We start from the raw sequence: 13156 nt of genomic DNA on the forward strand, positions 1-13156 counted from the left end.
GGTTAGACGGTTCCGCGCTGACCGAGAAGATTGCCCTCGCTGAAGCGGCAGCACACCCCTGTAGGGCCTCGTAACAGCAACCATTTACACGTCTTGTAGTGTCGTGGTTTCTTTCCGTAACGCCATGGCCAAACGGGGGCTCGCGTGTCGATCATCATGGTTGCGGCAGCTATCTACGGAGTGCTGCAACTCGCCGTGATCGCATCGCCGATGAGGTCCCTGCGGTTGTCGACCGTGGTGCTTACGGTCGCAGTCGGCGTCTATGGCAGCGGAGTTGTAGCCGCACTCATCGAGCTCGGCTACGCGCATGCCGCGGCATCGAGCGCCACGCAACCACTGGTCGAAGCCATGGGACGGGGCAGTTACACCGTCGTCCCTGTCGTGGAGGAGCTCGCCAAGCTCACACCGCTACTGCTCGCCGGTGTCAACATCAAGATCCGCTACCAACTCGGCCTGACCGACTACGTGATCCTCGGCGCGGCAACGGGCGCGGGACTCGGCTTGTACGAGGTACTCCTGAGTCATCTCCTCGACGCCCAGCGCGCTGCCCCGTATCCGTACGGCGGCTGGATGCTGTCAGGGGGCCTGAGTCTCAGCTCCACGTACATACCCGACTGGCACACCGTACTGACCACCTGGCTGCCGGCCTCGCTGGGCAGCCTGGACCTCAGCTTCACCCAACCCAGCCTGGACACCAACCTCCACCTGGCCTGGGGTGCCATCGGAGCACTCGGCGCCGGGCTGCTCCTGCGCGGCCGCGGCTGGCGACGCCTGCTCGGACTGCTGCCGATCGCCTACGCGTTGGGCCACCACACCCTGGTCAACTACACCGGCAGCCGCGACGCCCACCCGCCCGGCTGGACAGCCTCCCTGCTCGGCACAGCCAACGATCTGGTGACGTACACGCCGCTGATCTGCCTCGCTATCGCCATGGCCCTCGACTTCGCCCACCTGCAACGCGGCAAACAGGCCATGCTCGCCATCCTCCTGAACGCAGAGCGAACCGGGAACGCAGCCATCGGTCCCCTCACCACATTCGGTGTCCGGTGCCTGCCATGGACAGCTCTCATCGCCCTGCGCTTCGCCCGCATGCGCAGATCTCTCCTCTACGCCGCCGGACGCACCGACCCCGATCGGCTTGAAGCGCTGCACCAGGCAGTCGCCAGCATCGCCGGGCGCATCGACGCCGCCAACCACGCCGGCGCCTGGGACACAGCGCGAATACGTACTCAGCTCAAGGCGATCCGTCCCAGCGCCCCCTGGCGTCGCCGCTGGCCTCTCCTGGCCATCCCGTTCGTCCTCATGGCGCCCTCCCTGCTCTTCCTGGTCATCGGCTCGTTCACGGCGACCAAAGCTCTCCAGAAGCACTTCACCACCGGCGACGGGCCACGCCTGCTCATGTGGTTCGGCATAGCTGGACTGGCCTGGGCCATCATCCAGCTGGTCCTGATGCTCCGCGCTTGGCGCACCACCGCCCGCCAGCCTCTGGCAGAGCCCCAAGCCGTGTTGCGGCTGCGGGTGTTCACCGCCGTCGGCGCATCCGCAACCACCGGCCTGCTGCTCTTCGCCCGTTACCAGGGCCGCCCATTGAACGGGGCTGTCACCGGCTCCTTCTCGATGCTTCTCGCGGCCCTGCAAAACCTTGAGCTGTACGCAGGCATCGCCCTCACCATCCTCGCGCTGGCCGCCCTGATCATGATCTTCCCGCCCGGCGGCCTGGCCCTCGCTGGTGGCGGCGTCATCGCGGGTGCAGCCGGCGCTTCATCCGTCGCGGCTGTCGAGGCCGCCGGTCTGGGCACAGCCGGCGTCCTCCTTGCGGTCCAGGGTGGCAATGGAGGTGCGGGTGAGGGCGGTTCCAACGGAAGCAAGGACGGCTCGGCAAACTCCGGTGATGCAGCAGATCCGGACTTGGTTTTCAAGCCTTCGCCGAAGCACGGTCAGAACCAGAGAGGGACAGCCGCTCCGGAACCAACACACCCACAGGAAACCCTGGATAATTCCATCAGCTTCAATCCGAACACTACTCGCAGGGTCGGAACCGATCCGGAAACCGGAGAATTCGCCGTATTCGACGAAACCCACAATGGTACCGGGATATATCATGGCCATGTTCGACAGTGGGGTGAGCTGAGCCAGCAGATGCAGAGCGCCCTACGTAAGGCCGGGCGAGTAACAGCAAAGGGAAAAATTAAGTAACCGTGAGGGATTCGCTTCACTGCAGCAGATGGAGCGGGATCGTGAGGAATTATGCAGTACGAAGCCCCCCGCAGGATTACAGCAGAAGAAGCAGGTCAGGCGTTTCAGACGGGACAGCCGTACGAAATTTCCGAGGCTCTGGTAGCTGCAGCGTTGTATGTACCTGACAGAATCTGGGTCGAGCAGTGGCTCGTGCACTTCGCCGGTCACCCAATTCCGGATGTCAGGAGGGCCTCAGCCCTCGCGCTGGGACACCTTGCCAGACTCCACAAAGAGGTGTCACCACAGGCAATTTCCGCTATCCGGAACTTGCTTGACGACAGAGAACTCGTCGGCGCTGCGACAGACGCTCTCGAAGACGTCGAAATTTTCACCAAGCTTAATTGAATAACTGGCACTGACGTGAATCCTGCCCCATACCCCTTGGATGGAAACCCAGTCGACGTCGGCGTCAGACATGCCGTTCACTCAGCACATTCGCAAAGCTGTCTCACAGCAGGCTGTATCAGCTGCCGTGGTGCCGTGGCGCAACCCGCGGGCGAGTCACTCGACCCGAAGGGGTCCACCGCTTGCGGGGGACCCCTTCGGCGTTGGTGGGTGCAGTTGCATCCAGCAGACCGCCGTCGTCTACCGACCGTTCAAGAGCGCACGGCACACGCCGCAGAACATGGCCGCGTCGCTCCCGTACCGGCGCATCAGCTGGCCGCACTCGGCGCACGGCCCCAACTCCTTTGCTGCTGTGCCGCTGTCGAATGCGTAATTTCGAGTGGCACCACAACAACCTGAACGTCATCTTCATAGATGATCCGTCCGGGCGATGGTGACTCGATGCGCTCGCACGGCACTCCGTGGGCGTCCAGAATCTCCAAGTATCCAGACACCCGGTCAATCAGGTGGGCAGCAGTGCTCTTGAACCAAGCGACTGCGCCGGGGTGTAGTTCGTAGTCGTACACGGTTGGGTCGGTAGTCGACGGATCCGGATAGGCGGCGTTGTACCAGTCGTTATTGGCTCGCCAGAACCTGTACTCGTCCTCGTTGAGCTTCCCGTCACGAGCAAGGCCATTGGCCAGAGCGAACACGCCGGGGAAATGGCCACGCCGACTCCGGACCACTCCTTGGAAACGTATATATAGGCGTTCCTGCACGGGTCTCCTCTTCTCTGGCCCACGGCCTGACTGCTGCTGGTTCTCGCGCGAAGCGCCACCGTAGCCAGCGCCCACCCCGGCTTCCATCCCGTCTGCCTTCGCCCCACACACCGTGGAGCGGGCGTGGTTCAGGGCGTCAAGGTGGAGCGCGCCACTGTACGAACGACCTTGACGCCTTGGGCCGCGACTGCTCCGCTCTGCCTGGGGCGGAGGTGATCGGGATGGAAGCCCCACAACCCTCGCCCCGATGCTCCAGCGGCGCCCCCTCCGTCCCGGAGTCCGAGCGCCCCCGCCGGAGGCATCTCTTTTGACTGCTCGGGCTCTGTCGGCTCGGCCTCAGCGGGGTTCCCCCACCCTCGGGTTGGCCGATTCCTCCCGGGTTGGTGCCACGGTAGGTGCGCCCCCGGCCGGGGGCTGCGGCGCGTGCCGCGCTTGCGCGACGCCCTTGAACCCGTAGATCTGTGGTCTCAGTTCTGGTCTCATTCACCTACGTACGGGCCCGTCAGAAGGTCGCCCGCGAGGTACTCCACCGCAGGTCAGGACGTTCCCGCACACCCCGGACCCCAGGACGAACATTTGGAAAGCGTGTTAAAGGCGCCCCCTCCCGAGTTCTGCTCTGTCCGTGGGGGGCTGCCTATCGGCCGTCCAGGATGCGCCCGGGAGACACCACAGCACATGGCCCGGGTTTCGCCCGTAGCGGCGCATCAGTTGTCCGCACTCGCCGCATGGCTCCCGTGGCGGGGCATTCCAGCGCGGCTGAGGCCGCTGCGCCGACAGTCGGGCAGGCGTGAAGCCTCCAGTCGACTGCCCCAGATCACGAATCGGCTGGCCACCACTGCCGAACCAGCGAGCGGGGGTAGTACACCGGTCGAAGAGTCGCATGCGCAATGTCGTCAGCGACTGCTCAGAAAGCTGACCCCGAGCAGCCGTAGAATCACCGCTCACATCGCTCTCGTGCGGCCCGTGCCCCATGTGTGCCCTTCGGAGCGGTAATCAGCGGTAAACACAGGCACAGAAACTCTCGGCCAATCCCTGACCTGCGAGAGGCACTCCCAGGTCAGGGGGTATTTGACTGCTTCCCACACCTTGATTCCCAAGCTCAGAGCGCGGGTTCGATTCCCGTCACTCGCTCCACCAGCCAAGGCCCAGGTCAGGGACGTGATCCCCAGCCCGGGCCTTTGTGTTGTCCAGACCAGTCTAAGACTCTCGTGCCCGTTGCGTGCCCGATCGATGATCCTCGGTACCGGTAGCGCCCTTCTGGCGTTCCCGCCTGACCATCGAGTCCAGGCCCGAGGCCACCTCTTTCTGCCGCTCCTGGTCGGAATGCTGATAGATCAGCGCGGCCCGTTCCGAGGACTGACCGGCACGCACCATCGTGTCCTTCAGCGTTGCCCCCGACCGGGTCGTCAGGGTATGCCCGGTGTGACGCAGATCGTAGAACCGGAAATCATCCGGGAGACCAACATGAGCACGCGCCTTGCGCCACTTCCGCCCGAAGGTGGAGCGCCGGAACGGCTTGCCCTTCTCCCCGACGAACAGCAGCCCGTCCGGTCCTTTCTCGGCGTACCAGTCGAGATGCCGCCGCAGCACCACGAGGCGCTTACCCGCTTGCGACTTGGTGCCCCCAAGCGCACGGTGCCCTGTGGTCAGCTCAGGCGCAGCCAAACGAATACGGATGGCTACTCCATCCACGTCCACATCCTTGCGACGCAGTTCCTCTTGTTCCTCTGGCCGCATCGGTCCATAGGCACCGAGGAAGACCATCAGCCGCCAACGGGGCCCAGCTCGTTCGCCAAGCCGTCTACCTGAGCAACGAGGGGAGCCGTCCGCGAGTGCCGGTATGTCGTGGCGAGTGGTGAAGGCTTCCATCCCGACCACCTCCGACCCAGGCAAAGCCGAGCAGCCGCGCCCAGGGCGTCAAGGTCGTTCGTACGGTGGTGGGCTCAGCGCCTGCTCTACCCATGCCACCACGCAGGTCCGCCTATGGGCTGCAAACTCATCTGTCCCAGCCTGCTTCGCATCATTCTGATGTCCGCATCTGTCAACACTGCGTCCCCCAGCTCAGCAAGCGCCCGAGCAGAGTCGCCGTCATGGATCTTGCCCACTTTCGTCTCCAGGGCCTGCTTGATCGCGGGCAAGTCTTCGGACCAGTTCCGCACGTGCCACCCCAGCATGCTCGCGAACTCTTTGTCTGTCCCGAGGCCAAGCACACGGTCGCGGTTAATCACCTGGTAACCATGCCAAATTCGCTCGAAGCACCACAGCAAGACGAAGTAGTGATGTCGCAACTCCGCCGCGTCCACACCGCTCCGGATCAGCACCTGCCCAGGGTTCGCGTCATCCTCGGCTTCCCAGTCACTTCTGACTGCGAACGCGAGTTCACCAAGGGGCCTGCGCGCTTCCGCCACAACACCCGAGGTCAAGTCAACGTGGAGTGCACGAGCAATCTCCATGTTGGCCCTCCGCCTCTGAGCCAGCGTGGCGACCAACGACAGCCCGAATGCCACAATCGACACAGCTAGCGCTGCTTCGGATAGAACGTTGCCAGACATACATCCCCCAGAACGGTTGAGTGACTTGCCGAGTACAGGGTCTCGGCTCGCACGGGCACACGAAGGCCATTCCCCGAGACTGGGATAACTTCGGATCGCAGAAGCCCCTGTGCCACAACCGCGCCATATCGGGCGGGAACTCGCGGGAAACCGTAGCGATCAGCAACGGCCATAGCCAGTGGACGCCGAAGTAGGCATCCGCAGGTCAGCCCCCAACTCACCCCACCTCGCTGCTAAAGCGGTGGCTCTCTGGCAACCAGTGGCAGCGGCCAGCCGGCGCAGGCCACTAGTGCGCTGCCGTCCTCGGTGAGGAAGAACAGCGCGGTCCATGTCCGATCGGCAGAATCGATCAGCCCTGTGCGCACTGGCCGGCCATGCTCGCGGACGAGCTGAACTGCTCGTTCCAGCCAAAGAGGTTCGAGTCCGTGTTTCCGCATGCGCTGAAGTCGGCCCTTGAAGACTCCGGCATGCTGGCCTGCGGGTTGTGTTCGGTCTCCCACCCAGTAGGTGGCGCCGCCGCGGAGGGTGGCAAGAACTATCGCTGACGCCTCGTCATCACCGACCAACAGCGATTCGAGCTCATGCCGTTCCATGGTCACACCCCCGTCTGGATCCTGCGATACAGCAGCCAGATACCACAACCCGGCAATCGCCCGCGTCCGGTAGTGCCCCTCCAGGGCTCGGTAGCAGCCGAAATAGCCATCCCCGACCGATCCGGCTAGATCTACGGACCAGAAGTGTCCGTGCCCGATCCGTGCCCGACTGGGCGGGGAACACGGGTGCCAGGGTGAGCCCTTAGGGTTCTCCTTGGCATCTGTCTCTCCTGGTCAGCTTGCCGGTGCAAGCAAAGGGCCGGTGATTCCCAAGCCCAGAGCGCGGGTTCGATTGCCGTCACTCACTCCCTTACTTAGCCCCAGGTCAGCGCCCCGGGGCTTCTCTGTCGTCCAGACCGCTCAAGGGGCCAGGTTGCTCGATGCCTGGCAGCGCTTAGTGCCGCAAGCCCCGACTCTGCTGGGGCCATGGACATCGCGGAGTACGGACAGGAGCCGCAAGATCTGAGCCCGTGATCCTGCGAACGGTGTATCCGGAGGCGCCGATCCGCGTGGAGTACGCGTTGACGCCGCCGCTCGGCCAGACGCTGCGAGGCTCCCTGAAAGCGCTCACGGAGTGGTCCGTGCAGCACATCGAGGATGTCCGCACCACCCGCGAGGAGTACGACGGCCGGCCCGAAAAGCGTTAGTACACACGCGTGCCGACAAAATCGGGGACGGCTCCAGGAGTTGGAGGCTCCGCATGAAGACTGGTGATCGCACGGAGGCCGGCCCCTCGCCTCGGGCGCGCTGGACCTGGCCCCCGAACGCGTCCGGACCTTCCACCTCGATGCTGACGCACTCCGTCCCAGGGACGACGCGTGGTGGAATGCAGGGGGGTGGTGGCCCCGGTTCCGACGGGGCCACCACCCTCTGTCATGCCTCTGTCCTGCCTCTTTCCGGTCGGCCCGGCTCGGTCAAGCCGGTTCCGCCGGGGTCAGCGGTAGCAGGTGGTTACGAGGACCGTGTCGCCCGCGTGCACGACCGTCGGGGCATGCGGCGAGAGCGAGACCACTGCGTCCTCCGGCTTCGTGCAGTCGGCCTTCTGGACCCGGGTGAACTTGGGTGTGAGGCCGAAGTGGACGAGCGCCACCCTGGCCCTCGCCGAACTCACGCCGGCCAGCCGCTCCGTGGCGGTCCCGCCGTCGCTGGTGCGGACAAGCAAGGTCGTGCTTTCCGCGGCGGCAGCGGCGGCCGGCCGCGCGGTGTCCGAACCGCTGCCGACGGCGCCGACCGCCAGGGCGGTGCCCGCACCGGCCACGACGAGGGCGGTGGCGATGCCCGCGATGGCCGTGGCCCGCTTGCGACGAGCCCCGCGCGCGATGGTGGCCGTATCGAAGTGCGGCGTCGGGGTGGTGTTCACGAAGTCGTTCATGGCATTCACCAGTTCCATCTCGAAGGATGTGCAGCCGGACGTCGGCGAATCGTGTGAACTCATTGGATTCCCTCCGTCGGCTGCGGTGTTGAAGGTCTGGAGAGTGCGGGGAACTGGCCTCTGAGCTTGTCCATACCGCGAGCGAGCTGGGACCGCACGGTGCCTGGCGAGATCTTCAGGTCGGCCGCTATCTCGTCATCCGACAGGTCATGGAAGTACCGCAGCACCACGACCGTCCGCATGCGCATCGGCAGACCCTGGAGCGCCCGGACCAACTGGTCCCTCGTGTCGACTCGCCCGTACTGGTCCCCGGGGGCGGCACGGTCGCCGCCGTCCTGATGCGGGACCATGCGGCGGAACCTCCGCCACCGGTCGTTGGCCAGGTTCACCATGATCCGCCGCACGTACGCCTCCGGAGAGTCCTTGGCGGCGATGGTGCGCCACTTGCGGCAGGCCCGCTCCAGGGTCTCCTGGACCAGGTCCTCCGCGGCCTCATGATTCCCCGTCAGGACGAGGGCGCCTCGGAACAGTACGGCCGACCGGGCGACGACAAAGCCGTGGAAGTCGTACTGCGACTCCGCCGGTCCGGACTTGCTGATACCGATACGGACATCGTGCTCGGTTGCCAGGTCCACATCCCCATCCCTTCCTGTCACCCCTCCTCGACGGAAAAGCGGTCCCGTTTGCTGCACGCACATCATGAGACCTGCGTCACACTGCGGGCGCCCAGGGCGAGCTCTTGCAGCAGCCGGCCAAGCGGCTGCTGGACTCGTCCCTGGGGGGGCGAGATCGCCGATCAGCTCGGATATGACCGGCACGATCCGGCGGGGAAGAACGGCGGCAACAGCCGCAACGGCACCCGCTGCAAGGAGTTCCTGGCCGAGGTCGGCGCGGGGCGAAACCCGTTCCCTGCGACGGCGAGGGGTCGTTCGAGCTGAAGACCGTGCGCACGCGACAGAGGTGCGCCCCTGTCAACTGCTCTACAGACAACGGCTCTACAGAACCGAAGCTGCAAGCCCTCGCCTCCTTGTGCCGCTCACTTCATCTCGGCTGCGGGCGCGTCGGCGGCATACGGATGGACGTACCGGCGGTCGTTGAAGGGCATGAACCACGGTCCGACCGGCATGGGCGCGATGCCGAGATCCGCCGCGCGATGCCGAGATCCTCCGCGACGGGATTTTCATCGATCCCGTCCATCGCATCGTCGTAGAGCCACTCCTGGTCCGCGTTCTCGCGCACGTTCCCCGCCAAGGAATCGCGGCGGGAGAGGACAGGACCAGGTGGGGAAGGTAAATGGCCTGGCGCCCGAAGGGGTGGCGTGCGGCTGGGGCGTTCGTGACCCGGTGCAGAGACGTGTGTCCTGTGGCACTGCACAGGTAATCGGGTGCGCACTTCCGGCTGCGAAGGGCCTGTGTCCGGCGGGCTGCCGCCCCGTGACCCGGCCCGTAAGTGACTACGGGCGGTCATTTGATGCCCGGAACAACGAAGGCGACAAGTACTCGTCGCAGTCTTGGATCGTGTCCTACGAGGGGACCGGCCCGGCGGGGCATTGTCCACGTGCTGCGTAGGGGCGTGAGCCGGCGGGACGTTGCCGCAGAGCTGGCTGCTTGCCGCTGGCCGCTGGCACTACCTCTAGTTGGTCGTGTGCGTGGGGTAGACCTCGACGTCGGCGTAGCTGCCCTTGATCTGCCCCGCGCCCGCAGGCCACTTCAGGCTCACGGTGTGGGTCTCGTTCGGGGGCGTCACTTCGATGTTGGTCGGGTGCGTGAGGCTGTTGCCGCTGGGGTCGATGGTGTAGGAGAGGTTGAAGACAGCGGCATCGCCGGGCTTCAGGGTGGTGATACGCGGCACGGCGTGGCCGCGCGGTATGGGCTCCGAGGTGTGGTCGGAGTCCTTGATGTCGACGCCGGCGAAGCCCGACGCCGAGCAGGTGGTCGAACCCCGGTTCATCATGGTGATGTCGATCGTGCCGGTGGTCGCGTCGGGCGAGGAGTCCTGGGCGTCGATGGCCAGATCCTCCGTCTTGCAGAACGTGACCTTGCTGCCGGTCGTCGTCGCGCCGTTCGCGGCGCCGGCCTTGGTGTCCTCACCGGAGCCCGAGCCGCCCTCCGACTTCGAGCTGCCGCCCGAGGAGGAAGAAGACGAAGAGGTCGAAGAGGACGAGCCCGTGCCGCTCTCCGACTTCGAGCCACCGTCCGAGGAGGAAGCCGAGGACGAGGAACCCTGGGACGACGCGTTCTTCCCGGAGGCGTCGTTGCCGCAGGCGGTGAGCGAGAGGGTGGCGGCGAGGCTGATGGCGGCGAGAGCAGTGATGCGGGTGTACTTCACGGTGTTCCCCCAGAAAGAGTGCGGTCGGTGCGTGCGGACTGAAGTATTTCTATCTCGCACCGGGTTACAGGCCGTCCTCCGCGACGTCTTCGTTCTGTCACAGGCGTATTGACCTCACGGATGAGGGCGGCGGCCCTGGCGTCGGTCCTCGCCCCGCCCGGGCAGATGGCTCCGACAGGAGGCACCCTGACTCCGACACCCCGACCCTGTCCCCGGTGCGGTCGCGCGCCTCGGGGCGCGCTGTCCGAGCCGCTGAGGGCAGGCGCCTTGAGGCTGAGCGCGGCCGCTGTCGCCGACCGGCCGTGTCGACCGGGCGTTCGCTGCGCCTTTCGACGAATGCGCCGTGCCGTTCGGGTGACAACCATTCGCGCCGCCCGTCTCCGGCGCCCATCGGGGTCCATACCTGACGCCATGGACAGGAAACCATCGGGACGAACAGTGCGTATCGCAGTGCGTGGAGAGAATTCCGGGTCCCTTCGGCATCGCTTTGGCGCCGGATGTTGTGCCCTGCTGCTCCTGGCCCTGACTTCGGGCGGGGCAGCCCAGGCGGCCTCGTCGCCCGACCACGGCGGTTCCGGCCGGCTCGATCCGCGGATCACGGAGATCATGCGGAAGCCGGACTACCCCAACGCCCAGTGGGGACTGCTCCAGCAGGACCCGGACAACGGACGGGTCGTCCACAGCCGGTTCGCCGATCAGTACTTCATCCCCGGGTCGGTGGCCAAGCTGTTCGGCACCTCCGGAGAGTGGGACACCCTCGGCGGCGGCCACCGCTTCAAGACGCCGGTCTACGCGGTCGGCGAGCGCCGCGGAACCACGCTGAACGGCAACCTCGGCCTCGTCGCCCAGGGCGACCTGACCATGGGCGGCAGGACCCGCCCCGACGGCACGGTCGACTACACCGACCTCGACCACACGTACGCCAACGACTTCCCCGGCGCCACGCTCACTCCGGAGAACCCGCTCGCCGGGATCAACAAGCTCGCGCAGCAGGTACGGAAATCCGGCATCACCCGCGTCAACGGGAACGTGGTCGTCGACGACCGGCTCTTCCAGCCCGAGCCGACCTTCATCCCCGAACCGACGCCGCTGATGGTCAACGACAATCTCATCGACCTGCTGACCACCCCCGGGGCCCACCCCGGCGCGCCCGCACAACTGGACTGGCGGCCGAAAGTCGCCCCGTACCGCGTCACGTCGTCGGTGAAGACCGTGGCGGCGGGGCAGCCGACGGACATCCAGGTGACGACCTCCGACAACGGCACCCGGATCCGGCTTTCCGGCACCGTCGCGGCCGGCTCCGAACCAGCTCTGAAGGTGTCGCCCATCGCCGATCCGGCGGCCTTCGGACGCACCGCGCTGATCGAGGCGCTGGGGCGGGCCGGGGTGAAGGTGACGGCGAAGCCGACCGGTGCCAACCGGGTCGGGCAACTCCCCGGCTCGTACAAGGGCCGCCCGCGCGTGGCTCTGTACACCTCGCCGCCGTTCTCCCAGTACGCCAAGCTCATCTTCAAGGTCAGCCACAACCTGGGCGGCAACCTCGCCATCTGTCTGATGGCGGTCGCGACCGGCAGCAAGCACTGCATGGACGGCTTCCCGGTGCTGGCCGGCTTCCTGGATCGCGCGGGCGTCGACCGCAAACAGGTCCAGCTCCTGGACGGCCGGGGCGGAAACCCCGCCGACCGGACCACGCCCAAGGCCGTGGTGCAGTTGCTGACGTACTGGCAGCACACCCCCGAGGCCAAGGTCTTCCGGAATGCGCTGCCCATCCTCGGCGTCGACGGCCTGCTGGCCGACAACTGCACCCACTGCGCTGCCCGCGGGAAGGTGTTCGCCAAGACCGGCGCCGCCGTCGGGCTGGATGCGCTCAACAACCGCCTGGCCGTCGGCGCCATCACGATCGCCGGCTACCTGGACAAGGGCAACGGCCGCTTCGACGTCTTCTTCGCGGGCGTGAACGGCGCCTCCACCCCGACAACCGACGTCAACGGTGTGCTGGATATCGGCAATGACCTCGCCATGATCTCCGCGTACTTGCAGGAGGCGGCGGCGCGAGGAGAAGGCTGAGAGCGCTGAGAGCGCTGAGAGCATTGCATCGCGGCCAGGAGGCCCGGGCCGTCGGCCCGGGCCTCCTGGCCGTCCAGATCTGTCAGGGCGGCCCATCCCCTCCGTACGCCGTTGTCAGGCGACAGCCGGCATCCGTATGACCTGAACCGGATCGCGGGGAGGCGGTCCGGCGGGATCGTCGGACTCGGTGATCAGCTGAAGCAGGGTGCTGCGGGCGCGAGCCACCCGGGAGCGCACCGTTCCGATCGGGCAGCCGATGACGAGGGCGGCTTCGGCATAGGGCAGTCCGACCAGTTGGGTGAGCACGAACGCTCTGCGGCCGTCCTCCGGGACTGTCGCCAGCAGTTCCGCCAGCGCGATGCCGTCGTCGAATCCCGGCAGTCCACCCGGCTGGGACTGCTCAGCCGCGGACTGCCAGTCCTCGCGGCGGGAGACCGCCGGCCGGGCGGCGGCGCGGCGGAAGCTGTCCACGACGGTGCGCCGGGCGATGGACAGCAGCCAGGTACGCGCGGACGAGCGGCCCTCAAATCCGGGCAGGCTACGCAGGGCGCGCAGGAAGGTCTCCTGGGTCAGATCGTCGGCCGACTGGGGCTCCGCGCTGAGGTAGGCCACGTAGCGCCAGACATCGAGGCGCAGTGCGCGGACGAACTCCTCCACGGAATCGGGGTCTCCGTCGCGGGCCGCGAGAGCGAGCCGGGTCGTGGTCTCGTCGGTCGCGACGGATTGCAGCGCCCGGCGCGGACGGATGGGTGGGGGCAGGGCAGGGGTCATCGCCTCATGTCCTTCACGGGATAAGGGATACGGGATACGGGATCGTCCGGCGCGGCACACTGCGGCACGCCGGTGAGCTGGTACGGCCCTGTCGAGGGCCGATGCCCGGGAGGCGGCATGTCCGCGCCGCCG

At 66.4% G+C, this 13156-nt stretch carries 10 protein-coding genes and 1 pseudogene; 4 read left to right on the plus strand and 7 right to left on the minus strand.

Features of this window, described 5'->3' with window-relative positions:
• Positions 1-144: 144 nt before the first annotated feature.
• Entirely contained in the window at positions 145-2196 is a 2052-nt protein-coding gene (locus OG385_RS14470; protein ID WP_266855077.1) for a hypothetical protein, read from the plus strand.
• 51 nt (positions 2197-2247) lie between these two features.
• Positions 2248-2583 (plus strand): hypothetical protein, encoded by a 336-nt coding sequence (locus tag OG385_RS14475; RefSeq protein ID WP_266855078.1) that lies wholly within the window; start codon positions 2248-2250, stop codon positions 2581-2583.
• 308 nt (positions 2584-2891) lie between these two features.
• Here OG385_RS14475 and OG385_RS14480 read toward each other — a convergent pair whose 3' ends face one another.
• From OG385_RS14480 to OG385_RS14490, 3 genes and pseudogenes are all read right to left on the minus strand, one after another.
• On the minus strand, positions 2892-3341 hold the full coding sequence (locus tag OG385_RS14480; protein ID WP_266855079.1) for a hypothetical protein: 450 nt from the start codon (positions 3339-3341) through the stop codon (positions 2892-2894).
• A 1197-nt stretch (positions 3342-4538) separates the two neighbouring features.
• Positions 4539-5123: pseudogene (locus tag OG385_RS14485) on the minus strand (tyrosine-type recombinase/integrase); the annotation flags it as partial.
• Between the two features lie 173 nt (positions 5124-5296).
• Positions 5297-5794, minus strand: coding sequence for a hypothetical protein (locus tag OG385_RS14490; RefSeq protein WP_266855080.1), 498 nt, complete (start codon positions 5792-5794; stop codon positions 5297-5299).
• Between the two features lie 1162 nt (positions 5795-6956).
• Between OG385_RS14490 and OG385_RS14495 the strand changes: the two genes are divergently transcribed.
• The gene (locus tag OG385_RS14495; protein ID WP_266855081.1) at positions 6957-7133 is read left to right on the plus strand and encodes a helix-turn-helix domain-containing protein; all 177 of its coding nucleotides are present in this window, start codon (positions 6957-6959) and stop codon (positions 7131-7133) included.
• A gap of 287 nt (positions 7134-7420) precedes the next feature.
• Here the strand turns inward: OG385_RS14495 and OG385_RS14500 are convergent, their stop codons facing one another.
• The 3 genes from OG385_RS14500 to OG385_RS14510 all read right to left on the minus strand — a co-directional run bounded on the left by OG385_RS14500 (position 7421) and on the right by OG385_RS14510 (position 10186).
• A complete protein-coding gene (locus tag OG385_RS14500; RefSeq protein ID WP_266855082.1) occupies positions 7421-7921 on the minus strand; it encodes a hypothetical protein in 501 nt (166 codons plus the stop codon).
• Positions 7918-8493 carry a SigE family RNA polymerase sigma factor gene (locus tag OG385_RS14505; protein WP_266855083.1) on the minus strand — a complete coding sequence of 192 codons (576 nt, stop codon included), beginning with the start codon at positions 8491-8493 and terminating at the stop codon, positions 7918-7920. Before OG385_RS14505 ends, OG385_RS14500 begins: the two co-directional genes overlap by 4 nt.
• Positions 8494-9490: 997 nt before the next feature.
• Positions 9491-10186, minus strand: a complete 696-nt coding sequence (locus tag OG385_RS14510) for a DUF4232 domain-containing protein (RefSeq protein ID WP_266855084.1) — start codon at positions 10184-10186, stop codon at positions 9491-9493.
• Positions 10187-10636: 450 nt separating this feature from the next.
• Between OG385_RS14510 and dacB the strand changes: the two genes are divergently transcribed.
• The gene (gene dacB / locus OG385_RS14515; RefSeq protein WP_266855085.1) at positions 10637-12253 is read left to right on the plus strand and encodes a D-alanyl-D-alanine carboxypeptidase/D-alanyl-D-alanine-endopeptidase; all 1617 of its coding nucleotides are present in this window, start codon (positions 10637-10639) and stop codon (positions 12251-12253) included.
• Between the two features lie 114 nt (positions 12254-12367).
• Here dacB and OG385_RS14520 read toward each other — a convergent pair whose 3' ends face one another.
• Positions 12368-13024, minus strand: a complete 657-nt coding sequence (locus OG385_RS14520) for a sigma-70 family RNA polymerase sigma factor (protein WP_266855086.1) — start codon at positions 13022-13024, stop codon at positions 12368-12370.
• Positions 13025-13156: the final 132 nt, after the last annotated feature.

This window comes from Streptomyces sp. NBC_01306 (genome assembly GCF_026340465.1).
GTDB lineage: Bacteria > Actinomycetota > Actinomycetes > Streptomycetales > Streptomycetaceae > Streptomyces.

Bases quoted from the DNA above. Each gene is read 5' to 3' on its own strand.
- OG385_RS14520 (WP_266855086.1), bottom strand. From the start codon at position 13,024: ATGACCCCTGCCCTGCCCCCACCCATCCGTCCGCGCCGGGCGCTGCAA.
- OG385_RS14490 (WP_266855080.1), bottom strand. From the start codon at position 5,794: ATGGAGATTGCTCGTGCACTCCACGTTGACTTGACCTCGGGTGTTGTG.
- OG385_RS14475 (WP_266855078.1), top strand. From the start codon at position 2,248: ATGCAGTACGAAGCCCCCCGCAGGATTACAGCAGAAGAAGCAGGTCAG.
- OG385_RS14500 (WP_266855082.1), bottom strand. From the start codon at position 7,921: ATGAGTTCACACGATTCGCCGACGTCCGGCTGCACATCCTTCGAGATG.